The 24,745-nt window shown below is 38.8% G+C and carries 25 protein-coding genes and 1 riboswitch; of the genes, 24 read left to right on the top strand and 1 reads right to left on the bottom strand.

What is annotated here, in order from left to right; all coding sequences use genetic code 11:
• The first annotated feature begins 67 nt into the window (after positions 1–67).
• The 12 genes from AC07YC_RS01955 to AC07YC_RS01900 all read left to right on the top strand — a co-directional run bounded on the left by AC07YC_RS01955 (position 68) and on the right by AC07YC_RS01900 (position 10,829).
• Positions 68–619 (top strand): NUDIX domain-containing protein, encoded by a 552-nt coding sequence (locus AC07YC_RS01955; protein ID WP_036147545.1) that lies wholly within the window; start codon positions 68–70, stop codon positions 617–619.
• 58 nt (positions 620–677) lie between these two features.
• On the top strand, positions 678–1,190 hold the full coding sequence (locus AC07YC_RS01950; RefSeq protein WP_336634249.1) for a hypothetical protein: 513 nt from the start codon (positions 678–680) through the stop codon (positions 1,188–1,190).
• 121 nt (positions 1,191–1,311) lie between these two features.
• A complete protein-coding gene (gene fur, locus AC07YC_RS01945; protein WP_008174639.1) occupies positions 1,312–1,776 on the top strand; it encodes a ferric iron uptake transcriptional regulator in 465 nt (154 codons plus the stop codon).
• A 172-nt stretch (positions 1,777–1,948) separates the two neighbouring features.
• A complete protein-coding gene (gene xerD / locus AC07YC_RS01940; protein ID WP_008174638.1) occupies positions 1,949–2,851 on the top strand; it encodes a site-specific tyrosine recombinase XerD in 903 nt (300 codons plus the stop codon).
• A 92-nt stretch (positions 2,852–2,943) separates the two neighbouring features.
• Complete coding sequence (gene deoB, locus AC07YC_RS01935) at positions 2,944–4,125, top strand: phosphopentomutase (protein ID WP_036226618.1); 1,182 nt, start codon at positions 2,944–2,946, stop codon at positions 4,123–4,125.
• A gap of 13 nt (positions 4,126–4,138) precedes the next feature.
• A complete protein-coding gene (locus AC07YC_RS01930; protein ID WP_494918246.1) occupies positions 4,139–5,389 on the top strand; it encodes a thymidine phosphorylase in 1,251 nt (416 codons plus the stop codon).
• Positions 5,390–5,663: 274 nt separating this feature from the next.
• Entirely contained in the window at positions 5,664–6,017 is a 354-nt protein-coding gene (spoIIAA, locus tag AC07YC_RS01925) for an anti-sigma F factor antagonist (protein ID WP_025114066.1), read from the top strand.
• Entirely contained in the window at positions 6,010–6,450 is a 441-nt protein-coding gene (gene spoIIAB, locus AC07YC_RS01920) for an anti-sigma F factor (protein WP_336634246.1), read from the top strand. Before spoIIAA ends, spoIIAB begins: the two co-directional genes overlap by 8 nt.
• Positions 6,451–6,508: 58 nt before the next feature.
• Entirely contained in the window at positions 6,509–7,252 is a 744-nt protein-coding gene (gene sigF, locus AC07YC_RS01915; RefSeq protein WP_494918381.1) for an RNA polymerase sporulation sigma factor SigF, read from the top strand.
• 15 nt (positions 7,253–7,267) lie between these two features.
• On the top strand, positions 7,268–8,716 hold the full coding sequence (locus AC07YC_RS01910; protein WP_494918245.1) for a spore germination protein: 1,449 nt from the start codon (positions 7,268–7,270) through the stop codon (positions 8,714–8,716).
• A gap of 222 nt (positions 8,717–8,938) precedes the next feature.
• The gene (lysA, locus tag AC07YC_RS01905; RefSeq protein WP_336634243.1) at positions 8,939–10,258 is read left to right on the top strand and encodes a diaminopimelate decarboxylase; all 1,320 of its coding nucleotides are present in this window, start codon (positions 8,939–8,941) and stop codon (positions 10,256–10,258) included.
• A gap of 199 nt (positions 10,259–10,457) precedes the next feature.
• The gene (locus AC07YC_RS01900) at positions 10,458–10,829 is read left to right on the top strand and encodes a GNAT family N-acetyltransferase (RefSeq protein ID WP_336634242.1); all 372 of its coding nucleotides are present in this window, start codon (positions 10,458–10,460) and stop codon (positions 10,827–10,829) included.
• A 263-nt stretch (positions 10,830–11,092) separates the two neighbouring features.
• On the opposite strand, the gene AC07YC_RS01895 is transcribed toward AC07YC_RS01900, so the two are convergent.
• A complete protein-coding gene (locus tag AC07YC_RS01895) occupies positions 11,093–11,596 on the bottom strand; it encodes a DUF309 domain-containing protein (RefSeq protein WP_336634241.1) in 504 nt (167 codons plus the stop codon).
• A gap of 55 nt (positions 11,597–11,651) precedes the next feature.
• Between AC07YC_RS01895 and AC07YC_RS01890 the strand changes: the two genes are divergently transcribed.
• The 12 genes from AC07YC_RS01890 to AC07YC_RS01835 all read left to right on the top strand — a co-directional run bounded on the left by AC07YC_RS01890 (position 11,652) and on the right by AC07YC_RS01835 (position 24,590).
• A complete protein-coding gene (locus AC07YC_RS01890) occupies positions 11,652–12,431 on the top strand; it encodes a segregation/condensation protein A (RefSeq protein WP_336634240.1) in 780 nt (259 codons plus the stop codon).
• Positions 12,403–12,996, top strand: a complete 594-nt coding sequence (scpB, locus tag AC07YC_RS01885; RefSeq protein WP_480204166.1) for an SMC-Scp complex subunit ScpB — start codon at positions 12,403–12,405, stop codon at positions 12,994–12,996. Before AC07YC_RS01890 ends, scpB begins: the two co-directional genes overlap by 29 nt.
• A gap of 95 nt (positions 12,997–13,091) precedes the next feature.
• Positions 13,092–14,138 (top strand): D-alanyl-D-alanine carboxypeptidase family protein, encoded by a 1,047-nt coding sequence (locus AC07YC_RS01880; protein WP_494918244.1) that lies wholly within the window; start codon positions 13,092–13,094, stop codon positions 14,136–14,138.
• Between the two features lie 349 nt (positions 14,139–14,487).
• Entirely contained in the window at positions 14,488–15,219 is a 732-nt protein-coding gene (locus AC07YC_RS01875) for a pseudouridine synthase (protein ID WP_008174614.1), read from the top strand.
• 326 nt (positions 15,220–15,545) lie between these two features.
• Entirely contained in the window at positions 15,546–16,079 is a 534-nt protein-coding gene (resA, locus tag AC07YC_RS01870; RefSeq protein WP_336634237.1) for a thiol-disulfide oxidoreductase ResA, read from the top strand.
• A gap of 13 nt (positions 16,080–16,092) precedes the next feature.
• Complete coding sequence (resB, locus tag AC07YC_RS01865; RefSeq protein ID WP_336634236.1) at positions 16,093–17,769, top strand: cytochrome c biogenesis protein ResB; 1,677 nt, start codon at positions 16,093–16,095, stop codon at positions 17,767–17,769.
• A complete protein-coding gene (ccsB, locus tag AC07YC_RS01860) occupies positions 17,766–18,947 on the top strand; it encodes a c-type cytochrome biogenesis protein CcsB (RefSeq protein ID WP_336634235.1) in 1,182 nt (393 codons plus the stop codon). The genes resB and ccsB overlap by 4 nt, the downstream gene beginning before the upstream one ends.
• Before the next feature lie 115 nt (positions 18,948–19,062).
• Positions 19,063–19,779: a response regulator transcription factor gene (locus AC07YC_RS01855; RefSeq protein ID WP_004232215.1), complete on the top strand. Its 717-nt coding sequence runs from the start codon at positions 19,063–19,065 to the stop codon at positions 19,777–19,779.
• Positions 19,772–21,547, top strand: a complete 1,776-nt coding sequence (locus tag AC07YC_RS01850) for an ATP-binding protein (protein ID WP_494918243.1) — start codon at positions 19,772–19,774, stop codon at positions 21,545–21,547. Before AC07YC_RS01855 ends, AC07YC_RS01850 begins: the two co-directional genes overlap by 8 nt.
• A gap of 78 nt (positions 21,548–21,625) precedes the next feature.
• On the top strand, positions 21,626–22,159 hold the full coding sequence (sigX, locus tag AC07YC_RS01845; protein ID WP_036124281.1) for an RNA polymerase sigma factor SigX: 534 nt from the start codon (positions 21,626–21,628) through the stop codon (positions 22,157–22,159).
• The gene (locus AC07YC_RS01840; RefSeq protein ID WP_494918241.1) at positions 22,156–23,439 is read left to right on the top strand and encodes an RNA polymerase subunit sigma; all 1,284 of its coding nucleotides are present in this window, start codon (positions 22,156–22,158) and stop codon (positions 23,437–23,439) included. The genes sigX and AC07YC_RS01840 overlap by 4 nt, the downstream gene beginning before the upstream one ends.
• Before the next feature lie 154 nt (positions 23,440–23,593).
• Positions 23,594–23,781, top strand: a riboswitch (FMN riboswitch).
• A gap of 221 nt (positions 23,782–24,002) precedes the next feature.
• Positions 24,003–24,590, top strand: coding sequence for an ECF transporter S component (locus tag AC07YC_RS01835; protein WP_036226635.1), 588 nt, complete (start codon positions 24,003–24,005; stop codon positions 24,588–24,590).
• Positions 24,591–24,745: the final 155 nt, after the last annotated feature.

The following is a 24,745-nucleotide window of genomic DNA, read 5'->3' as shown; positions in this document are numbered from 1 at the left end:
CTCCTTCGATTTCTTTACTTGTAATGGTACAATGAACATATCTGAAGGACAAGCGAGGTTATCGTCTATGAAAAAGTTTGAGGAAAAAACGACAAAAACGACACCAATCTATGACGGAAGAATTGTAAAACTACAAGTTGATGATGTCATGTTGCCAAATGGTCAGGTTGCAAAGCGCGAAATTATTAAGCATCCTGGAGCGGTTGCGGTAATTGCTGTGACAGATGAGGGTAAATTAGTGTTAGTGGAACAATATCGTAAGGCACTTGAACGTTCTATTGTTGAAATTCCAGCAGGGAAACTTGAACCTGGTGAAGAACCAGCAATGACAGCTCGCCGTGAATTAGAGGAAGAGACAGGCTACGGCGCGCACAGCCTTACATATTTACAAACATTTGCAACGTCGCCGGGATTTGCAGACGAGGTCATTCATCTATATGTAGCGAAGGATTTGTATATCATCGACAATAAAGCAGCATTAGATGAGGATGAGTTTGTCGAACTTTTAGAAGTTTCGTTGGAAGTAGCACAATCAATGGTCGCAGATCAACGTATATTTGATGCTAAAACTGCATTTGCTGTACTTTGGCTTGCTGCCCATTTAGAAAATAATCTTTAGCATAATAGAGACGGACGAGCATAAGCTGTACAAACCTTGATAGAAAAGGAGCATGTTTATGTCTCGTACGGTGTCTATATTTTATCACGCTTCCATCATTGCCGTTAGCTTTGTTTGTGGCGTTATTTTCTTTCATATTTTTGGTGGACCGAAAGCGGAACCATTTATTTTATTTATAGAACCTCGTTTAGCCGATGGGGACAGGCATTCGATTTTTCGTTTAGTGCTTCCTGTCGTCATTTCCATAGGTCTTGTATTATTACTAGCAACTCACAGTGTTTTAAAAGTTTTAGTACGTGTAACTGTAGCGATGCGTGCCACTTTTTTTGGCTTTAGTTCTGTTTTTTTATTACAAAAACTTGAAGCTTTTTGGCTTTATACGATTTGGTGGTTTCCATTTCAGCTTATCTATTGTATATTGTTGCTAGTCCTATGCAATTTACTTGTACCTGCTTGGTCAAAGCGAAAAATCGGGAAACAAGTATCTGGTCGGACAATTTTGTTGAATTTTATCGCATTTTTCATCATAATAGTTGCTGAGTTTATTGTTGTTTCTTATGTGTTAAAATGATGGGTTTAATAGACAGACATTGTGATCAGATAAAAAAGTAGAACATGTTAGAAATCTATTCACTATCTTGTAATAGGATTTACTCCTTTGGTATAATGGAAAGAGTTTAGGGGGGCGTCACATGGAGAGCCGAATTGATCGTATAAAAAAACAGTTGCATAGTGCTAGTTACAAGCTGACGCCGCAGCGAGAAGCAACAGTTGCTGTCTTGCTTGAGCACGAAGAAGACCACCTAAGTGCTGAGGATGTATATCTTTTAGTAAAAGAAAAAGCACCAGAGATCGGTCTAGCTACTGTTTATAGAACGTTAGAATTATTAACTGAGCTCAAAATTGTCGACAAAATCAACTTTGGCGATGGCGTGTCGCGCTATGACCTACGCCAAGAGGGAGCTGCCCATTTCCACCATCATCTAGTTTGTATTGAATGTGGAGCTGTTGATGAAATTCAAGAAGATTTACTTGAAGATGTGGAAGCCGTTGTTGAAAAGCGTTGGAACTTTATCATAAAGGATCACCGACTAACTTTCCACGGCATATGCTGGCGCTGTCATGATAAAAACGACGAATCGAATGAAGAAAATTAACGAAAAGCTGTCTGTTTTAATCTTTGTTATAGATTAAATCGGGCAGTTTTTTGTTTTTTTATGAAATAATAAATCTTTATTTACGTTGGTTTATGTCGAATGGAGGAGGCTTTAGCACATTTCTAATAGCCATGCTAAAATAGAAAATAATTGACAGTAAGGGGGCGTTGTGATGAATGAATTTCAATATGCAGTAGAGGATTATATCCATTTTATCCAAGTGGAACGGCAATTATCTGTTAATACATTAGCATCCTATCGCCGAGATTTAGAAAGCTATGTGAATTTTTTGCAAAATGCAGAAGGCATGGCTGATTTTAATCGTGTAGAAAGAACGACCATACTACGGCATTTAGAGCAACTACGTGCACAAGGGAAGACAAGCCGTACGATTGCTCGCCATATTTCATCTATTCGTAGTTTCCACCAATTTTTACTCCGAGAAAAGCGTGCTGAATCAGATCCAACAGTACACTTAGAAATGCCGACAATTGAGCAAAAATTACCGAATATTTTATCTATAGAAGAAATTGAAGCCTTATTGACGGCTCCGAATCGAAGTAAGCCACAAGGTATCCGTGATTTAGCGATGCTCGAATTATTATATGGCTCAGGTATGCGAATCAGTGAGCTTATTGCTTTAGATTTAGCAGATATTCATTTAACAATGGGCTTTGTGCGGGTGTTTGGGAAGGGTGGAAAAGAAAGAATCATTCCTCTTGGCAAAAGCGCGTTATCAGCCATAAGCACCTATTTAAACAATGCTCGTGGTCAATTACAGGGAAAATATCCAAAAACTGATGCGTTTTTTATTAACCAAAGAGGGAAACGTTTAACAAGACAAGGTTGTTGGAAATTAATGAAGGAGCATGCTTTAAAAGCTGGCATTCAACATGAGTTAACACCACATACATTGCGTCACTCTTTTGCTACTCATTTAGTCGAAAATGGGGCTGATTTACGCGCCGTACAAGAGATGCTAGGTCATGCAGATATTTCAACAACGCAAATATATACACATATTAGCAAAACAAGATTATCGGAAGTTTATAAGCAATTTCATCCCCGTGCTTAAAAATTTCAGAAAATTTTTTTCGGTCGGATGTCTGACCTTTATTTTTCGCATTTTTTTGGTAAAATAGAGTCATGAGATTGGAGGCAATAAGAATGAATAAACCATTTAACAAAATCCATGTAGTTGTGATGGACTCTGTAGGAATTGGTGAAGCGCCAGATGCTGCAAATTTTGGTGATGTAGGATCACATACATTAGGACACATCGCTGAAAAAATGAATGGGCTTACAATGCCAGTAATGGAGTCAATGGGTTTGGCAAATATTGAGCCGCTGCAAGGTATGCAAGCGACAAATGAGCCGAAAGCATACTATGGAAAAATGCAAGAAGCTTCTGTCGGAAAAGATACGATGACAGGGCATTGGGAAATTATGGGATTGAATATTGATAAGCCTTTTAAAGTATATCCGGATGGATTTCCTGCAGAGTTGATTGCTGAGCTAGAAAAACGTACGGGACGTAAAGTACTTTGCAATCAACCAGCAAGTGGTACGCAGGTTATAGAAGACTTCGGTAAAGAGCATATGGAAACGGGAGCAATTATTGTCTATACATCAGCTGATCCAGTTTTACAAATTGCTGCTCACGAGGAAATCATCCCATTAGATGAATTATATAAAATTTGTGAAATTGCACGTGAATTAACATTGCAGCCTGAATATTTAGTGGGTCGCGTAATCGCACGTCCATTTATAGGTACTCCAGGGGACTTCTCTCGTACTTCAAATCGACACGACTATGCGTTAAAGCCATTCGGTCGTACAACGATGAATGTTTTGAAAGACGCAGGCTTAGATGTCATTGCAATTGGTAAAATCTCTGATATTTTCAACGGTGAAGGTGTCACAGATGCTGTACGTACTAAAAATAATACGGATGGAATGGACAAATTTGCTGAAGTTGTCCGCCGTGATTTCCATGGAATGAGCTTCTTAAACTTAGTAGACTTTGATGCTAATTTTGGACACCGCCGTGATCCACTAGGCTACGGACAAGCTCTAGAAGAATTCGATGCACGACTACCAGAAATTACGAGTGCAATGTCAGAGGATGATTTATTAATTATTACAGCAGACCACGGGAATGACCCAACCTTCCATGGCACAGATCATACACGTGAATATGTACCGTTAATTGTCTATTCTCCACGTTTTAATGGTGGAGCTGAATTAGAGCTTCGTGACACTTTTGCAGATATTGCAGCTACAGTGGCTGAGAACTTCCAAGTTGAGGCCCCAGCATTCGGCAAAAGTTTCTTACAAGAATTGAAATAAGGGGGATTTTCGAATGAATATGGTGCAATTGTTTGAAAAGAAAAAACAAGGATTAGAGCTCTCACAGGCTGACATTCAGTATTTTGTAGATGGCTATACAACAGGTTCGATTCCAGATTATCAAGCAAGCTCACTGTTAATGGCGATTCGACTATTAGGAATGTCTGATGATGAAACGTTTTATTTAACAAAAGCAATGATTGAATCAGGAGATGTCATTGATTTAACGTCTATTGATGGTTTTAAAATTGATAAACACTCAACAGGTGGCGTTGGAGATAAAGTAACACTTGTGGTCACACCTATTATTGCAGCTCTTGGAATTCCAGTAGCTAAGTTTAGTGGTAAAGGTCTAGGTATTACAGGTGGTACAATCGATAAATTAGAGTCAATCCAAGGCTTCAAAACAGAGCTTTCCTCACAGGAATTCATTGACAATGTCAATCGACATAAAATTGCAGTGGCTGGGCAAACAGGCAATCTTGTACCAGCCGACAAAAAGTTGTATGCATTAAGAGATGTGACAGGAACGGTCGATTCGATTCCATTAATTGCGGCATCCATTATGAGTAAAAAAATCGCTAGTGGTGCGGATGGTATTGTGCTAGATGTTAAATGTGGGTCAGGTGCGTTTATGAAAACGCAAGAAGAAGCTCAGCGATTAGCTGATACGATGACTGCTATTGGGGAAAAACTTGGGCGTAGAGTTGTTGCTCATATTAGTGATATGGATAATCCACTAGGTAAAATGATTGGCAACAAGCTTGAAGTATTGGAAGCCTATGCATTATTAAGTGGTCGTATGGAAGAAACACATGAGGATTTACTAGATGAATGTATAGTTATTTCTTCTTTAATGTATCAAGTTGCCGCAGGTGTTGATGAAACGGAAGCGACTGCCGCTGTTAAGCGCGTACTGGCAGATGGTTCTGCCGCTGCTAAGTTTGAGGAATTTATTGTTGCTCAAGGTGGGGACGTAACAGATATCGTACAAAATGAAACAGCCCATAAAGTTTCAGTAACGGCAGTGACAGAGGGTACTGTGGAAACAATTAATGCCCTTTTAGTTGGTGAAGCTAGTGTTAGTCTAGGTGCTGGACGTTTAACGAAGGAATCCGCGCTGGATTACGATGCAGGCATTCAGCTGATTGCTAAAAAAGGTGATCGTGTAAAAAATGGGGATATTATTGCTTATTTATATTCCAATAATCCAATCGATCAAGATACGATTCATAAAATACAGCAAGCTTATACAATTGCATAACATTTTATTTGCGAGAGCTCTCACATACGAGGGTTCTCGCTTTTTTTATCGTTCCACCATGAAACCTATGAAATGTTTACATTTTCGTAGAAATTTCATAATGAGATAGCAGCAGCTTGTTTAAAACACGTTCACTTATCCCATACTGCTCTTAAACCTAAAAAGCTATAAGTATGTCGATTTGACACTATTTCAGAAGACTTTGCACTAGTTCTGTCAGCCGCAAGGAATCAGCGTATTAAATGTGGAATTGCACGAGGAGGAGGCGATGTTCATGCATTTTCAATTAGAAATGGTCACAAGAGAGACAGTCGTTATACGTTTATTTGGGGAGCTCGATCATCATGCAGTAGAGCAAATTCGAGCGAAAATTTCTGCAGCAATTTTCCAAGGCACTGTGACGACCATCATATGGAACTTAGAAGGGCTATCTTTTATGGATAGTTCGGGAGTAGGCTTGGTGCTTGGTCGTATGCGTGAGTTAGAGGCAGTTGCTGGGCGAACTATTTTATTGAATCCATCGCCAACCATGCGGAAAGTTTTTCAATTTTCAGGTTTAGGGCCTTGGATGATGGATGCAACAGAGGAACAAGCGATTGATCGCGTAAGGGGGATTGTAAATGGATAACGAAATGACATTAACTTTTTTAGCACTTAGTGAAAATGAAGCCTTAGCCCGTGTAGCAGTCACTGGCTTTATTGCTCAATTAGACCCAACTATTGATGAGCTATCTGAATTTAAAACAATTGTCTCAGAAGCAGTTTCCAATGCCATTATTCATGGCTATGAAGAGGACGGCAGAGGTGTTGTTACTGTTCATGCTAAACGTGAAGATGACATTGTAACGGTGTCTGTGATGGATAAAGGGGTAGGCATTGAAGACGTGAGTCAAGCAATGGAGCCGTTATTTACTACAAAAAGTGTAATGGAGCGCTCAGGTATGGGCTTTACGATTATGGACAGTTTTTCTGATCAGCTTACAGTTATGTCCAAGTGGCGTGAAGGAACAACTGTAACATTTACGAAGAAATTTTACACAGTTCGCACAGCGGTCATGTGAGGGTATCATCGTGAAGCCGTTAGAACAGTCGTCCGAAAAGCTTTTGTCTCAGGAGGAAATGCGTGATTTAATAGCACGCGCACAGAAGGGCGATCATGAGGCTCGTAAACGAATGGTAGAAGGCAATACGAGGCTTGTGTGGTCCATTGTTCAACGTTTTACAACGAGAGGTGTTGAGCTCGAGGATTTATTCCAGATAGGCTGCATAGGACTCATGAAATCAGTAGATAAGTTTGATTTATCGTATGATGTTAAATTTTCAACCTATGCAGTACCTATGATTATTGGGGAGATTCAACGCTTTTTAAGGGATGATGGCATGGTGAAGGTGAGTCGCTCTATCCGGGAGCTGAACTTTAAAATCCGACATGCTACAGACGAATTTATTAAAAAGAATGAACATCCGCCAACGATACAGGAGCTGGCTCAAGTACTTGGTGTGACAACTGAGGAAATTGTGACAGCGTCGGATGCATTAAGAGATCCAGCATCTCTCCATGAGCAATTGTATGAAAGTGAAGGAGATTCCATCACATTGATGGATCAAATGAAGGATGAAAAATCTGAGCAGCCATTTGATTATATCCCTCTTAAAGAAGTGCTTACAAGGCTTGAACCGAGAGAACAGTCTATCATTTATTTACGCTATTTTTCAGATTGTACGCAAACTGAAATTGCAAATAGGTTAGGCATATCACAGGTGCAAGTATCCCGTTTGGAGAAAAAAATTCTTGCTCAATTAAAAAGTTGGATGGCTATAAGCGCAACTGTAGAGCAAGAAGCAATAAAAAAAGACATCTAAGAAAATGGTGACAGCATGACAAATAAATTATTTAGCAACTTAGAAGCAGCCGAAGATTTTCTTAAGGAGCAATTTGGTGACGGCGAATCATTTGACGTTGGGATTAAGCATTTATTTGTCAAAGATTTGCCGGTTCTTTGCGCCTATATTAGTGGACTTGTGGATGGGGAAGCCCTAACACAATTACTTTCAAGTATGCTCCCAGATGAGGGCTATGAAATTGATGTGGAGGATGAGAAGGAGTATTTCGAGTCCTATTTTAACTTTCACGGACGTTCAGAGGAAACTGAGCGTAAAGCTTATTTATTAGCCATTTTAAGCGGGCAAGTAACCTTTATTACTAAAAGTGGCTATTGCTACGTTGCCGAGCTCAGAAACTATCCAGGACGTTCCCCTGAGGAGCCTGACAATGAAAAGGTTATACGTGGCTCACGGGATGGTTTTACAGAAGGCATATCTCAAAATACAGCTTTAATTCGTAGGCGGATTCGCAATAGTAATTTACGTTTCGAGCTACATAAAATATCCAAAATCGGCCAAACCGACGTCGCCATAGCGTATATGAAGGATGTTGCCAATGAAGATATGCTCGAAAAATTACGACAGCGCCTTGACCAGATTAACCATGATGGTTTGACAATGGCCGATAAATCATTAGAAGAATGGCTGTTTAAGCAAAAATTCCATCCAGTTCCGTTTGTCCGTTACACGGAAAGGCCAGATATTGCTGCAGCGCATTTACTGGAAGGGCATATCGCCATAATGGTAGATACTTCACCGTCTGTTATTCTTGTGCCAATTACGATTTTCCATTTACTACAGCATGCGGAGGAATATAGACAGGCGCCACTAGTTGGTACATTTGTACGTTTTATGCGGTATTTCGGCGCCATTATGGGTTTACTTTTATTACCTTTGTGGTATGTATTTGCAACAAATGAATCATTGCTTCCCGAAGCTCTTTCTTTTTTAGGGACTCAGGAGAAATCGCATGTACCCTTATTACTGCAAATACTTATTGCAGATATTGGTATCGAATTTTTGAGGATGGCCGCCATTCATACTCCAACACCACTGTCTACTGCGATGGGCTTGGTTGCGGGGGTAATTATTGGTCAAATTGCGATCGATGTGGGACTGTTCTCAGCAGAGGTTGTACTCTATACAGCGGTTGCAGCTATTCTCATCTTTATTATCCCGTCCTATGAGCTAAGTATCTCCATAAAAATATTTAGGTTATTCTTATTGCTTATGGTAGGTATTTGGGGCGTTAATGGTTTATTCATTGGCATATTCTTAGTGTTTACGTATTTATGTTCATTACGACCAATGCAGGCACCCTATTTTTGGCCGCTTGTTCCATTCTTCCCAATGGCGATGCTACGTGTCCTTATTCGTTTCCCAATGACGGCGGATGCATTAAGACCTTATGTAGTCGCTTCCAAACAGCGAAAAAGATCATAGGAGCCGTTGCACTCGTTTTTTTCATGTGATAAAGTTCACATATAGTATTTTGTGATTTTTGCAAAAATTATTTTCATTCAGCAAAAGGGAGGTTTTATACATACACCTCTTGAAGCTGGATGAAATTAATTTTTGATGGGATATCTCTATTTCCAATGGTAGATCCTATCATATTTCTGTAAAAGTGACAGAATGGAACGAAGTGAAAAGGGAGAGATGCACATGCATTTATATGGAACACAAGCGATTTCTGAAAATGGTCATTTAACAATTGGACAGGTAGACACACTAGAGCTTGCCAAAGAGTACGGTACACCACTTTTTGTGTATGATACTGCACTTATTCGTAAGCGTGCTCGCAGCTTTATCGATACGTTTAAAAAACTAGGCGTAAAAGCAGAAGTAGCTTATGCTTCAAAGGCATTTGCATGTGTAGCTGTGTATCAATTAGCAGCAGAAGAAAACTTATCTTTGGATGTTGTATCAGGTGGAGAATTATTTACAGCTATAAAAGCAGGTTTCCCAGCTGAGCGCATTCATTTCCATGGCAATAATAAAAGCATTTCAGAATTAGAGCTAGCTTTTGACTCCAACATCGGTTGTATTGTTGTAGATAATTTCTATGAGATTCAGCTTTTAAAAGAAATATCTGAACGTCGTCAACAAAAAATGCGTATATTATTACGTGTTACACCAGGGGTTGAAGCACATACGCATGATTTCATTACGACAGGTCAAGCTGATTCTAAATTTGGTTTTGACTTAAACAATGGTCAAGCGGATGAGGCATTCCAACAAACATTTAACCATGAATTCCTAGAGCTATTGGGCTTACATTGTCACATTGGCTCACAAATTTTTGACACTGCTGGCTTTGGGTTAGCAGGAGAAAAATTGATTGACAAAATTTCTGATTGGAACAAGGCTCACGGATTTACATGTACTGTGTTAAACTTAGGTGGGGGCTTTGGTATTCGTTATACTGAAGAAGATGCACCGCTTGAACCACAAGTATATGTAGAAGACATGATTACAGTAGTGAAAAACAAAGCAACTGTACTTGGACTAAAAATGCCAGAAATTTGGATTGAACCAGGTCGATCACTTGTCGGTGATGCAGGAACTTCTCTTTATACAATCGGATCACAAAAAACAGTACCAGATGTGCGAAAATATATTGCTGTAGATGGTGGGATGAGTGATAATATCCGCCCAGCATTATACGACGCTAAGTATGAGGCAATCATTGCAAGTAAAGCGAATGAGCCAAAAAATGAAATTTATACGGTTGCTGGTAAATTATGTGAATCTGGCGATAAATTAATTATTGATGCTAAACTACAAGACGCAGCTTCAGGTGATATTTTAGCTATTTTCTGTACAGGCGCATATGGTTATTCTATGGCAAGTAACTATAACCGTGTTCCTAGACCTGCTGTTGTATTTGTAGAGAATGGACAGCATCAATTAGCTATTCGCCGCGAAAGTTATGAAGATATTGTGCAAAACGATCTCCCGCTAACTTTAAAAAAGGGTGAGTAAATTTGAGAAAGAATAAATGGGTTTTACTAGCATCCATTTCAACTTTTATTGTGTTGTGGGGTATTGTCTATTGGGTGTTGGCGTCTAAAGGAATTCTCGGACCTGGTTCGTAAGACAGAAATTGGCTTGCGGTAAAAGTACAAATCGTGTAGGATAGTCAAAGATTATGTACAGCTAGAAAAAGAGGGAATAGACAAATATGTTAATTCGATATAAAAAAGCTTTAGAGAAAATAGCAATGGGGCTACTTTCGTTTATGCCGAACGAAAAAGACGTAAAAAAGCTTACCGAGACCATCCACTCCTATGAAAATGATGATAATTGGGTTTTATACTTATGGAAAAAAAATGATGAATATGTAGGCATTGTTGGGCTTGTAACAGATGAGAATAACACTGCTACGATCCAACATGTATCTGTTGTGCCTTCCTATAGAGGCGAGGGTGTTGCGAAGGAAATGCTTCAGGAAATAGGAGAGCTAGGCCAATATGAAAATGTACGTGCGACAGATGAAACACGTCAACTAGTTCAAAAATGTATCAATTGCATCGATAAAGAAGCAGACGAGTAACATCGACTGCACATACTGTAGACAAAAACCATCGAGAGTGAACTCTTATCGATGGTTTTTGACGTTCTATATGTGGTCAATTACTAATTGACCACGCTCATTCACTACTCGGCTTATTGGTTAGCATCGCCAAAGTTAAGTTGAAAAAGCTGGCGACACCTGCGGGGAAAGCGAAGAAATCAAGATTCTGGTCAGAGTGAAGCTAGGGAAGCGATGACATCAGCTCATTTCCATAGGCTAAAAACGTCTGTCTATAGTGGAAATTAACGTTTACTTTTTCTTTGTTTGCTTTCTTGTCGCTCTGCAAGTATATGTGAGCGATCCCGTAGCATATGCTTATGAAGAAGATAGTTTGAGTTACTAGGTGGCATAATTTCTATACGTGCTAGTGCTAATTCCAGCAACTTGGGTGAAAGGGGGAGCTGGAATGCAAGGAAGGACTTGCCTGCTTGGATCGCGGCGAGACAATTTTTTAATTCTGTCAGGAGTTGATAATAACTAATTTCATGGAAAAAGATATGACCTTCATTTTGTTGAAAATTATGAAGTGCTTTTTCTAAAATTCGTATAGCGCCAGTATCATTACCACGCCGCCAATGGTATAAGCCTGTTGCGAGCTGTACATAGCCAACCAATGGGTGCATTTTATCACCAGGCGCGATTTCCTTCCAATATTCCTCAAGCACTTCATGGCATTCAAAAAAATCCTGATTGCCATTAAAATAAGCACAGTATTCGATAAATAAAGTATGATGCTGTGGATGCATTTTGAACTCCTTTCCACTATACTATAAGAACATAGAATCTCAGGGTGGTAAAATAATGTCTTATGAAGTAAAATTAGATGCCTTTTCAGGGCCTCTTGATCTATTATTGCATTTAATTCACAGGTTGGAAATTGATATCTATGATATCCCAATGGCTGAAATCACACAACAATATATCGACCATATACATGCCATGCAAGTATTGGAATTAAATGAAGCAAGTGAATATTTAGTAATGGCCGCAACACTGCTGGCGATTAAAAGCCGTATGCTATTACCTATTCATGAGGGTGAAATGGATGATGCCGAATTGGAAGTAGATGGCCCAGACCCGCGTGAAGAGCTGGTGCAGCGATTAATCGAGTATAAGAAATACAAGGAAGCTGCTAGCAATCTGCAAGAGCTTGAAACAGATCGAGCGCAAGTATTTACAAGGCCGCCAGCTGATTTAACAGGTTTAGCATCAGATGAACAAATGGCCTTGTTTGATTTGAATGTAAATATTTATGATATGCTTGGAGCATTTCAAAAATTGATGCGTCGAAAAAAATTAAAGAAGCCTCTAAAAACGACAGTAACGAGGCAAGAACGGTCAGTGAAGGATCAAATGCGTTCGGTTGTAGATACTTTACGATCAACAGGTGGACGTGCATCATTTTTCGAGCTTTTTCCCTATGAAGATAAGCCGACACTTATTTTGACGTTTGTATCCCTTCTTGAATTGATGAAACGTCAAGTCGTCATCGTAGAGCAAGATGGTAACTTTGAAGAATTAACGGTTACCCTACAGAAGGAGGAATGGGAAGATGACGAAAACATCGATGTTACAGAGTAGAATTGAAGCCTTATTGTTCGTTGTCGGAGATGATGGCTTAACGATTAAACAACTTTCTCAGCTGTTAGGTGAACAAGATGAGATTATTATACAGGCAATGGATGCCTTGCGAAAAGTCTATGATGAAGATTTAGCTAGAGGAATAACTGTGAAAGAAATGGCAGGCGTTTTTCAGCTTATTACAAAATCCGATTTAGCGGATACTATTCAAAGATTAGTAGAAAACCCTACTGCACAATCATTATCCCAAGCCTCTCTTGAGGTATTAGCAATTGTAGCGTATAAACAGCCAATTACTAGGGTAGCTATAGAAGATTTACGAGGTGTTAAATGCGAAAGACCTATTCAGACTTTAGTGTCTAGAGGGTTGATTAAAGAGGTAGGACGTTCAGAGGGAACTGGACGTGCTATCCTATATGGAACAACTAAAGAATTTTTACATTATTTTGGTTTAAACAGTGTAGAGGAAATGCCACCTCTGCCTGAGGAAGAGCTTGCAGAAAATGAACAAGAAACCGATTTATTTATGACTAAATTCCAAGAAGCGTTTAATGGTGCAAAGTAATGTATAGGAATAAAGCATAACGACCAATATAAATCTATACTTTCCTATCATATTGAATAAGGAGTGGCTCGTTGCTTCGGTTATTTCGAATAATAATGTTGATGATCATTGTGTTAATGGTAATACTTCCGCAAACAAGCTTTGCGAGAGGTGGAAGTGGCTACGCGGTTTTAGATGGAGATACAGGTCGCGTATTAATAGGTTCAAATAGTAATGAACGGCTACCAATTGCTAGCTTAACGAAGATTTGGACGGCCCTAGTGGCCATCGAAAATAGTGATTTGCAAGAGGAAGTTGTCATTTCACCTAAGGCTGCCATGGCTGAAGGGAGTTCCATTTATTTGCAGGCAGGCGAAACGGTGACCGTAGAAACGTTATTATATGGTTTAATGCTGCGTTCAGGCAATGATGCTGCGACTGCTTTGGCAGAGCATGTAGGTGGCTCTGTAGAAGGCTTTGTCAAATTAATGAATGAAAGAGCTGTTATTGCGGGTCTTACCAATACGGTTTTTATGAACCCATCTGGCTTACATCATGAAGAGCACTTATCTTCTGCAAGAGATACAGCGGAGATGCTAAGAGTTGCCTTGCAAAACAAAACCTTTGAAAAAATCGCTTCCACGGTTCTTTATCGAGCGAATACGGTGAACGGCATGCTATGGGAAAATAAGCATCGATTATTAAGAGAAGGCTCAGGAATGGCCGCGGAAATTGACGATGAGACAGAGCAGCCTGTGAGTTCTTTAAAATCTGCTACTGGTGTTGCTTATGCAGGTAAAACAGGTTTTACAAAGGTAGCTGGTCGTACTCTTGCAACAGCCTTTCAAAAGGATGGGCAAACCTGTATAGTTGTCACGTTAAATGTATCGGATGATTGGAATGTTCATCGAAGCTTTTCTAATCAAGTGTGGGCAGATTATGATCTTGAAACAGTGGTGAAGAAGGGTAAATACAACGTCAATAAAAAGTTGGCTATTCGATTAGAAGAGCCAGTTCGCCTGCAGTTAAATAAAGAGGAAAAAGCGCAAGTGCGGCAAGTTTTACATGTTTCAAGAAAACGTCAGGAAGCTGTCTTGTCCATCTTTCTAGGAGAAGAACGCATTTATGCAATACCAGTAAAAGTTGAATCAGCGGATCGTTGAAAAACGATTGGCTGATTTTTTTGTTCTACAAGATTTCCACCATATCGGAGTGCAAACAGGAAATATAAACATTTTTTTAAAACGATTTGCTTTTTGGTAAAAAGAGTATACTACTAGCATGGTGCAAGGAAAATTCTATTCCTACTATTGATCAATATAGTGTTCAATGCGCTAATGAAAAAGTATTACGAATACTCCAACAATGAATGTGAAATTTGTTTTTCTTTAATATTACGCTAAAGTATGACATAATTTTCACAGATTAGCGGGAAAATTAACCCTATTCAATTGAACGAGAAATCAATTTTCGACGAAATTGTTAATGTGAAAGAAAACTAGAGGTGAAGAAATGGAAAGATTACAGAAAGTCATTGCCTATGCGGGGATTGCTTCAAGGCGAAAAGCAGAGCAATTGATACTAGAAGGTAAAGTGAAAGTGAACGGTAAAGTTATCCGTGAATTAGGAACAAAGGTGTCTAACTCAGATACAATTGAAGTGGAAGGCGTAAAGCTTGAAAAAGAAGATAAAGTTTATTTCTTACTGTATAAACCACGCGGAACTATTTCGGCCGTGACGGATGATAAAGGACGCAAAACTGTCACAGATTTATTTCATCATATTCCGCAACGTATTTTCCCAGTTGGTCGTCTTGATTATGATACATCTGGATTATTGCTATTAACAAATGATGGGGAATTTTCCTATATGTTGACGCATCCGAAATTTAAAATTGACAAAACGTATATCGCTCGTGTCAAAGGTATTCCAACAATTGAAGGTCTGAAAAAACTTCAACGTGGTATTAAATTAGAGGATGGCAAAACTGCACCTGCCAAAGTAAGTATGACGTCCTTTGACGAAAAAGCTGGCAAGGCAATTTGCGAAATTACTATTCATGAAGGCCGAAATCGCCAAGTTCGACGTATGTTTGAAGCAATTGGTACACCGGTTGTCAAATTAAAACGTGAACGATTTGCCTTTTTAGATTTATTTGGCCTTGCGCCAGGTGAGTTCCGTGAATTGTCGAAGCACGAAGTCAAGCAATTACGCGTGTTAGCAGAAACAGGGAAACTGGATTAAATAATTTGCCAGAAGAAAGTGATAGTACCTTAAAAGGTAATAAAAACTATTTTCACTTTCTTTTTGGTGAAATCGTTCATAAATCATTCATAATTAATAGCTAAGTGTTTTTGTATCATTTTGCTATAATAGGTGAGAATAGTACACCTAGTTACATTTTAGCCAGAAGAACTTCGTACATCGTTAACGTACAATTTTCATAGATGTTTGTACATACGTAAAGACGTTTATAAAATGAAAAAGTTCTAGGCTAAAGTCTTTATAATGTAAAAGCTTCATGTCTACAATGTTTACGCAAAGTCGTAAATGATAGGGGGTTTATTAACTTGGAGAAAAAGAAAAAGCGTCTCGTACTACGGACTGTCATTTTAGCAGTATTAGCATTGGCAATCGGGTACACGGTATATGGAACAGCAACAAAGGAAAAAGTAGAGTTAGTAGCAGTTGGCTCAGAAGCACCTGACTTCACGTTAGTAGATTTAAACGGTGAAAAACATAAATTGTCGGATTATAAAGGACAAGGGGTATTTTTAAATTTCTGGGGAACTTGGTGTAAGCCATGTGAAAAGGAAATGCCTGCGATGGACAGACAGTATCAACTATTTAAAGATCAAGGTGTACAAACTTTAGCGGTCAATATCGCTCAAACAGATTTTGAAGTTCAGAATTTTGTTGATCGATATAAATTGTCTTTCCCAGTTGTCATTGATAAAACAAAAAGTGTTATGACTGCTTATAATGTAGGTCAATTACCTGCTACAGTGTTAATTGATCCAGAAGGAAAAGTGGCAAAAATTATTACTGGTGAAATGACAGATGCAAATATTGCTTCGTACATGGAATTAGTGAAGCCGAAATAAGGAGTAAATGACGATGGAAAAAATCATTTGTGCTTGTGGTCATAGTAACCCTTACGGCACGAAGCTCTGTGAGAAATGTGGTCGTCCTTTAACGGAAGAAGAGAAGCAAAATAAAGTTGTCGATATGCGCTATGATGGTACCGCCATTCGTTCTAAGACTTATAATAAATCGATTATCGACAAAATTTGGAATTTCTTCTCGAGTGTTAAAGTTGGTATATCTTTAATTATTATCACATTAATTGCTGCTTCAATCGGAACATTACTACCACAAGAGTTTTACGTAAAAGCCTCTGATATGGAGAAGGGAGCTTATTACGCTGACGTATATGGTACGTTCGGTAAAATTTATTACACGCTAGGACTCTCAGACTTATATAGTTCATGGTGGTTCCAAATTTTAGTTGGCATGTTAGCTGTGTCAATTATTGTAGCCAGTCTGGACCGAGGAATCCCGCTCTATAAATCTCTAAAGAATCAACGTGTTAAAAGACATGAAAGCTTTATGAAGCGTCAACGCATTTTTGGTGAGGGTCAAATAACGGCTGACGCTGAGGAAACGCTTGATAAAGTGGCTCAAAAGATGACTGAAATGAGATACTCTGTCCGTCGAGATGGTAGCGCTCTCTTAGCTGAAAAAGGTCGCTTTTCTCGTTACGGTCCGTACATAAACCATGTCGGGCTCATTATCTTCATAAGTGGGGTTATGTTACGTCTTGTACCAGGCTTCTATGTGGATGAGTCGATATGGGTCCGCGAGGGAGAAACACGTGCTATTACTGGCATGGACGGTTATTTCATTGAAAACAGAGATTTTATTTTAGAAACTCATGATAATGAACCCCAAGGAGAGCAAGTAAAGCAAAATGTTAATGTAGTTGCAAAAAACTTCCAAACTGACATTACGCTTTACAAACAGCCTGAAGATGCGATTCCGGGTGATACAGAAAATCTGGAAAAAGTTAAAGATTATTCGATTCGTGTCAATCACCCATTAAAAGAAGATGGCTATGCTCTTTATCAAATGGATTATCGTCTGAATGAATTAAAACAAATGAATTTTGAATTAATTAATAAGGCGAGTGAAAAATCACTTGGTAAAGTGGAAATTGATTTAACAAATCCTAAAAAAGAATATGATTTAGGTAATGGGTCTTCCGTACAAATTCTAGTGTATACACCAGATTTTGATGGCTTTGAAAATGGGGAACCCCAAACAAAAACATCGATTCCAAATAATCCAGCATTTTTATTTAAAATGACAACGCCAGAAACACCAGAAGGCGAAGTAAGTTTTGTGGAAATTATGCAGCCACCACTAGAACCGCTGGGTGAAAATCAATACAGAATGAAATTTGCTGCAGCAGAGATGCGTGATATGTCTGGTATTACGGTTCGAAAAGATAGTACAATTCCTATCTTATTTGTTGGTGGCGTTATCTTTATGATTGGTGTTGTAATTGGATCTTACTGGAATCACCGTCGTTTATGGCTTCAAGTTGAGCCGGATGGCCGTGTTTTAATGGCTGCCCATGTTAATAAAAATATGTTCAGCATGAAAAAGGATTTAGATGCTGTTACAGCATTTGCAGCATTGCCTCCATACAAAGATCAGTTAGAGAAAGAAGAGGCTGGCGAAGAGTCCACGGATGGTGGCATTAAAGAAAAGGAAGGTGACAACACCTTATGAGTTTGATTGACATAAGTGGAAACCTGTTATTTGTAGCTTTTATTGCTTATTTAGTTGCGACGTTATTATTTGGTGGTTCCATTAAACAAGCGAATGCTACAGGTAAAAACACTGGTAAATGGGGTAAGCTTGCCATTGTGGTAACAATTATTGGATTTGTCTCACAGCTTGCCTACTTTATTACACGATGGATTTATACTGGACATGCGCCAGTAAGTAATATGTTTGAATTTACAACTGCCTTTGGTATGTTCATTGTTGGTGCGTTTATTTTAATTTACTTTATTTATCGTTTATCTGCGCTTGGATTAGTAGCATTACCAGTAGCACTTTTAATTATCGCTTATGCTTCAATGTTCCCGAAAGAAGTAAGTCCGTTAGTGCCCTCATTACAAAGCCATTGGTTAACAATTCACGTGATTACAGCGGCATTAGGGCAATCTATTTTAGCAATCAGTGCTGTGGCTGGACTTATTTACTTATTAAAGGTTGTGGATTTAACGAAGCCTTCTAAACAACGATTTTGGTTAGAGGCCGTTATGTACTGTCTTGTAGTAGTTATAGGGTTTGTCGCTGTGACATCTACATTCAGTGCAATGGATTATGAATCTAGCTACAATTATGTGGACAAAGAAGGAACTACGCGTAAAATTATTTACAATTTACCACCAGTTTTCGGTATGAATGAGTATGAGGCAGTTGAAGAGCATGGCATGTCACCAATGGTAGAAATGCCAGCATTAATTAATGCGAAGAAATTAACAACTGTCTTTTGGTCATTATTAGTAGGGTCAGTGTTGTATTTATTAATTCGCTTAATTGCACGTCGTCGAATAAGTGCTATTTTCCAGCCACTTGTGAAGCGTGTTAATTTACAATTACTTGATGAAATTGGCTATCGTTCAGTGCTAATTGGTTTCCCTGTATTCTCCCTAGGTGCTTTAATCTTTGCGATGATTTGGGCGCAAATTGCTTGGAGTCGCTTCTGGGGATGGGATCCTAAGGAAGTATGGGCTCTTATTACATGGTTATTCTATGCGGCATTCCTACATTTACGTTTATCAAAAGGCTGGGAAGGTCAAAAATCTGCTTGGTTAGCATTAATTGGTTTCGGTATTATATTATTTAACCTAATTGCTGTTAACTTAATTCTTGCAGGTTTACACTCCTACGCATAACCTGTGAAACAACAAGCCTTTTCGCTCTAGCGAAGAGGCTTTCTTTTCTTTTCAATATGTGTCACACCATGTACAATAGAAGTTAGAGAAAGATTGGAAGAGAGGGATCGTGAAAGTGTCAGAAAATATTTCAGTATTAGTAGTAGATGACGAGGATCGAATTCGCCGCTTATTAAAAATGTATCTGGAGCGAGAAGGATACCTTGTTGACGAGGCAGAAAATGGTGAACAAGCGATCGAAAAATCTTTAGAAAAAGAATATCACTGTATTTTACTTGATATTATGATGCCTGAAAAAGATGGGCTAGAAGTGTGTGCAGAAATTCGTGAACGCGCTGCAACTCCTATTATTTTATTAACTGCTAAAGGCGAGGAAGCTAATCGTGTTCAAGGCTTCGAGCTAGGAGCAGATGATTATATTGTAAAACCATTTAGTCCTCGTGAGGTAGTGTTACGTGTGAAGGCCATTTTACGTCGTTCACAGGCATTCTCACCAACGACAAATGCATCCTCTTCAAAAGATTTAGTGGTGTTCCAGCATTTGATGATCGATCATGATGCACACCGTGTAACAGCAGAGGGCATTGAGGTGAATTTAACGCCAAAAGAGTATGAATTACTTTACTTCTTAGCGAAATCGCCAGACAAAGTATTTGACCGTGAACAATTACTAAAAGAGGTTTGGCATTACGATTTCTTTGGTGATTTACGTACAGTTGACACACACGTAAAACGTTTACGTGAAAAGCTCAACCGTGTTTCTGAAAACGCTGCTAAAATGATCGTGACGGTTTGGGGCGTTGGTTACAAATTTGAGGTTGTCAATGAATAGAATATGGAATAGTGTTGTCGGGAAGCTATGGGTAACCATATTGCTTCTCGTTTCATTTGTATTATTTGTTTTCACGGTATTAATGCTTGAATTTCTTCAAAACTACCATATGCAGCAAGCGGAAATATCTTTACGTCAAACCGCTGCCACTGTGGCAAGTATAGTGGATGACAATGAAACAGCTGAATCGACTTCGGAATTATTAAAAGATATTTTACCTAAAGGCACCAACGCACTCATCGCAATTAGCCATGTAGAGGTATCCTTTGCCATGCAAGAGGGACTCAATAAAAAGGAAATTCAAGATACTATTTTGGCAAATAAATCTTTCCGTGAGGTTTTTCAATCAGATGAACCAATTACTAAAGAAATGATGATGCCCTCCTCTACAGATCAAGAGAAAATGGAATCTTATGTTGTACTTGGTTTCCCATTAAATGTAGAAAATGCTGTACATGGAGCAGTTTTCATCTATCAAAGCCCCGATGCCCTACATAAAACGTCCAAGGAAACGACGAAAATTGTCTTTTTGGCAGCTTTCATAGCATTTGTCTTGACTACATTTTTTGCGTTCTTCTTGTCTTCACGTATTACATCTCCACTAAGAAAAATGCGTGAGCTGGCATTTGAAATTGCAAAAGGGAATTTTGAAGCGAAAATGCCTACGACTCAAAATGATGAAATTGGACAGCTGGCAGTTGCTTTCAATCAAATGGGCCGTCAATTAAAGCATAATTTAGAGGTCATCAATCAAGAGAATGAACAGCTATCCAATATTTTGACATCTATGACAGATGCAGTGATCACATTTAATCGCGACCGTACAATATTATTAAGTAATCCACCAGCGGAACGTCTGATGCAAAAATGGTTTGTAAACAAAGGCTCACAAAGTGCGAAGCCAATACCGCCAGAGCTGTATCATATGCTGGATCATGTACTCATGTTTGAGGATAAGCTAGAAGAGGAAATTGAAATGGATGGTAATTACTATACGTTTACCATTAGTCCTCTTTATAGTGGAGAAATCATTCGTGGTGCAGTCGCTGTTATTCGTGATATGACTGAACAACATCGCCTAGAAAAACTTCGATCCGATTTTATTGCGAACGTCTCTCATGAATTGCGGACGCCAATCGCCATGCTACAAGGCTATTCTGAGGCTTTAATGGATGATGATTTTATTCAAGATCAGGAAGAGCGTAATGAAATAACAAAAATTATTTATGATGAATCCAAACGAATGGGTCGCCTTGTCACGGATTTATTAGATTTAGCACGCATGGAATCGGGGCATATGACGCTTTATAAAGATGAATTACCCATTAATTCTACATTCGAGCGTATTACCCAAAAATTTGCACAGGTGGCAAAAGAAAAGCATATTCGTCTATTATTTGATAGTGAATTTAATGACGATACAATGATTAATATAGATGAGGATCGCATCGAGCAAGTACTCACAAATTTAGTCGACAATGCACTAAGACATACGGACGAGGGATCTGTCACAGTAAAAGTGGAGCAGGAGCCAACATTCGCTAAAATTTCTGTTCAAGATACAGGACATGGTATTCCTCAAGATGATTTACCTTATGTCTTTGAACGCTTTTATAAAGCAGATAAGGCACGTACTCGATCTAAGGGTGGTACGGGACTTGGCTTAGCCATTGCACGAAATATTATAAAGGCGCACTCAGGAAATATTATGGTAGATAGTGTGCTTAAGGAAGGTACTACCTTCACATTTTATTTACCGTTCGATTAATAACATGGTTTGTTATTAATTGACTGTAACTTCTCCGAATGTAAGACGACAAATAATATAGAACGGGGGTGGAGTGCATTGAATGACTCCGTGTTCCATCGACTATACGATGCCTATCATCAAGACGTGTTCCAGTTTCTAATCTACCTAGTAAAAAATCGTACACTTGCTGAAGATTTAGCGCATGAAGTTTATGTAAGAGTATTGCGCTCATACGATCAATTTGCAGGCAATAGTAGTGAGAAAACATGGCTTTTTGCAATAGCCAAAAATGTTGCGATTGATCATTTTAGAAAACAGGCAGTGCGTCAGAAGCATTCGCTTGATTTCTTTGACTGGGAAACGGAACAGCTCCATTCAAACACACCATCACCGGAGGAAATGCTACAGGCCAGTGATGAATTTATGCAAGTAGAGTCAGCATTAGAAAACTGTACTGGCGATCAAAAAATGGTCATTATTATGCGCTATTTCCAGGATTTATCGATTGCAGAAACGGCGCAAATACTTGATTGGACAGAAGCGAAGGTAAAAACAACCCAGCATCGAGCCATTAAATTTTTAAGGCAACAGCTACAGCCGATCAGAGAACAGGAGGCGAAACGGCAATGACACATAAGCCATTTGATGATGAGCAGCTTGAACATGTACTGAACAATGCCCCTAAGCTTTCTGACCACCGTTCGAAAGAAGATATATTAAATCGGTTAATGGCAGATGCTCGCTTGCAAGATAATATCCACCTTCAAGATGCTATGCAAGAACCTATAGAAGATGAACCATTTCAACAGGAAGATGCTGCCATTATAAAACCTGCGACGAAATCAAAAGTACGTAATATGCAGATTTATATGAGTGTAGCCGCAGTTTTTGTGCTAACAATACTAGTTGGCACAATATTGAAGAACAATCAAGGTGAGCAAAAAGATCAAGCGAGTATGCCTGAAACGGCTCAGTTTTCGACGATGCAAGAGGATTCAGCAGCAAAGGAAGCAGCCACGCAAGATGAAATGCTGGATTCCAAAAGTATTGTTGCGGAACATGAGCGCATTTTATCTTTACGTACATCTGTCTATGAGGAGGATGTAAAAGATGCTGTCGTATTCCGTATTGGTTTGGCAGGGCGTGATGCGGAAAGTGTTCCTATGACGTATGTGATTCCAAATGAACGTGTGGCAACTGATTTTGGAGAGGAGAAGCCTTCTACCTTACGGATATATGAAAAGTATGCTCCTCAAATTGACGAGGAGGCTAAAGGATTTACAGAGTATCATCCTTATAAAGGTGAGCTGAAGGAAAAGGATGATAAGCTTATCCATGTCTTGCCAAAGGGAAATGACTATGATGTTGCCTCTGCTGCAGTAAATGAATATAAAGGCACAATGGAAGACACATTCTCAGACTCTGAATACACCGAAGTGGAAATCCAAAATGAAGATGGAACCCCGTATGAGTTTTCGCAAGAAGGTGAGCCAAGTCAAGGAATGTCCTTAACGAATGCAAAGCACTATAATTATTACTTGTACCATGATTCCAATGGTGCAGAATATTTATCACCAGATTTCCGTCAATCTTTTGAGACAGTCACAGAGGCACTTACACTGATGAAAAATAAAAATGATGATGTCTATACATCGGTAGTGCCTGAAAATGTAACATACACAGTCGCTGAACAAGCGGAAGGTGTAGTTGTGACTTTTGATATTCCGCTTGATTTAACATCTATGGAACCAATACGAGCTACTCAATTAATTGAGGCCATGATGTTAACGGCTGCTAGCTTTAATCAACTGCTCCTTTTAGATAATGTTGTGCAAGAAAGCTGGGAAGGCTTTGATTTAAAGGGTTATTTACCAAAGCCAGTGGGACCGAATAAACAGTTTTTACCATAGTCGAAGGAAGAAAAAAACAAGAGAGGCATTCCTGCATGGCGGGAGTGCCTTTTCTATTTATAAAACATAGCGATTTAATCGGATTTTTTTGAGCAGAACTATTTACTTTTACTTCGTAATTCATTATAGTAAAGCTGTAGTATAAAATAATATGATTCATCTTCGGGGCAGGGTGAAAATCCCGACCGGCGGTAATAGAGTCATAAATCGCTAGTGAATATATTCATTAGCTCGCTTGATTTATGTTAAACTCTTCAGCCCGCGACCTGTGCGAATTTTCGCATGGCTGACTTGGTGAAATTCCAAGGCCGACAGTTAAAGTCTGGATGGGAGAAGATGGAGGTACGATCGTCATTCATTGTCATGAAATGAACTATGACCGAGCGCTTTTTTTTGTATGTTTTATTAAAATGTGCTCAAAAATTAGTTGATGAGGACGCTTATTCGTTATGCCTTTCTCCCTTATGCTTTATTAAACGCATAAGGGTTTTTTCATGAAACAATTGAAAGATCGTCACCTTTCTTCTTGCGAGATTGAATCAGCAAAGAGGAGAGAGTTTTCTATGAAGAAAAATGTCAAACTTCAATCGTTTATTACGATTGGCATGCTGAGCAGTATTTCATTTTTATTAATGCTTTTTAATTTCCCAATTCCGCCATTCCCAGCATTTCTGGAAGTGGACTTCAGTGATATGCCTGCCTTACTTGCAGCAATCACAATGGGACCTGTAGCTGGTATTTTAGTAGAGTTATTTAAAAATGTGTTGGATTGGATTTTCTCAGGCACTCCAACAGGCGTTCCGGTAGGACATATGGCTAATTTTGTAACAGGTATTTTATTCATCTTGCCAGTAAGCTTTATTTTTAATCGCTTTAAAACAATCGCTGGTCTTGTTGGAGGTTTAGCGATGGGAACAGTTGTGATGGCAGTAGGAATGAGTGTTTTAAACTATGCTGTATTTTTACCAATGTACACTTACTTCTTAGGAATGGAGCCTGTTGTAGGTGATTCACTTTATAAAATGATTATCGCTGGTATTTTACCATTTAATATTGTCAAAGGGATTTTATTAACGGGTATTATGGCGTTATTATTTACGACAATGCGTAAATGGATTGACCGCCAGCGTTCTATGTATATAACAAAATAACATGTACTAAGCCTCGAGGGATGAACTCGAGGTTTTTTTATGGCGAAATGTAGAAAAAAAGAAAAAGGTAATGGGTTGTCAAAGTATAACTAGTTCTTTTTTAGTAATACCTAGTCGAAAACTATATTTTCATGTAAAATTAGAGAAGAGTTTAG

It is taken from the genome of Lysinibacillus sp. GW247-5R2A (assembly GCF_059424475.1).
This window is presented reverse-complemented; position numbering and strand designations above follow the sequence as displayed.

Bases quoted from the DNA above. Each gene is read 5' to 3' on its own strand.
- lysA (WP_336634243.1), top strand. From the start codon at position 8,939: ATGCATTTATATGGAACACAAGCGATTTCTGAAAATGGTCATTTAACA.
- AC07YC_RS01890 (WP_336634240.1), top strand. From the start codon at position 11,652: ATGTCTTATGAAGTAAAATTAGATGCCTTTTCAGGGCCTCTTGATCTA.
- deoB (WP_036226618.1), top strand. From the start codon at position 2,944: ATGAATAAACCATTTAACAAAATCCATGTAGTTGTGATGGACTCTGTA.
- spoIIAA (WP_025114066.1), top strand. From the start codon at position 5,664: ATGCATTTTCAATTAGAAATGGTCACAAGAGAGACAGTCGTTATACGT.
- AC07YC_RS01910 (WP_494918245.1), top strand. From the start codon at position 7,268: ATGACAAATAAATTATTTAGCAACTTAGAAGCAGCCGAAGATTTTCTT.
- AC07YC_RS01895 (WP_336634241.1), bottom strand. From the start codon at position 11,596: ATGCATCCACAGCATCATACTTTATTTATCGAATACTGTGCTTATTTT.
- resB (WP_336634236.1), top strand. From the start codon at position 16,093: ATGGAAAAAATCATTTGTGCTTGTGGTCATAGTAACCCTTACGGCACG.
- AC07YC_RS01850 (WP_494918243.1), top strand. From the start codon at position 19,772: ATGAATAGAATATGGAATAGTGTTGTCGGGAAGCTATGGGTAACCATA.
- AC07YC_RS01840 (WP_494918241.1), top strand. From the start codon at position 22,156: ATGACACATAAGCCATTTGATGATGAGCAGCTTGAACATGTACTGAAC.
- AC07YC_RS01900 (WP_336634242.1), top strand. From the start codon at position 10,458: ATGTTAATTCGATATAAAAAAGCTTTAGAGAAAATAGCAATGGGGCTA.
- sigF (WP_494918381.1), top strand. From the start codon at position 6,509: ATGCGTGATTTAATAGCACGCGCACAGAAGGGCGATCATGAGGCTCGT.
- spoIIAB (WP_336634246.1), top strand. From the start codon at position 6,010: ATGGATAACGAAATGACATTAACTTTTTTAGCACTTAGTGAAAATGAA.
- AC07YC_RS01955 (WP_036147545.1), top strand. From the start codon at position 68: ATGAAAAAGTTTGAGGAAAAAACGACAAAAACGACACCAATCTATGAC.
- xerD (WP_008174638.1), top strand. From the start codon at position 1,949: ATGAATGAATTTCAATATGCAGTAGAGGATTATATCCATTTTATCCAA.
- AC07YC_RS01875 (WP_008174614.1), top strand. From the start codon at position 14,488: ATGGAAAGATTACAGAAAGTCATTGCCTATGCGGGGATTGCTTCAAGG.
- AC07YC_RS01950 (WP_336634249.1), top strand. From the start codon at position 678: ATGTCTCGTACGGTGTCTATATTTTATCACGCTTCCATCATTGCCGTT.
- AC07YC_RS01835 (WP_036226635.1), top strand. From the start codon at position 24,003: ATGAAGAAAAATGTCAAACTTCAATCGTTTATTACGATTGGCATGCTG.
- AC07YC_RS01880 (WP_494918244.1), top strand. From the start codon at position 13,092: ATGTTGATGATCATTGTGTTAATGGTAATACTTCCGCAAACAAGCTTT.
- ccsB (WP_336634235.1), top strand. From the start codon at position 17,766: ATGAGTTTGATTGACATAAGTGGAAACCTGTTATTTGTAGCTTTTATT.
- scpB (WP_480204166.1), top strand. From the start codon at position 12,403: ATGACGAAAACATCGATGTTACAGAGTAGAATTGAAGCCTTATTGTTC.
- AC07YC_RS01930 (WP_494918246.1), top strand. From the start codon at position 4,139: ATGAATATGGTGCAATTGTTTGAAAAGAAAAAACAAGGATTAGAGCTC.
- fur (WP_008174639.1), top strand. From the start codon at position 1,312: ATGGAGAGCCGAATTGATCGTATAAAAAAACAGTTGCATAGTGCTAGT.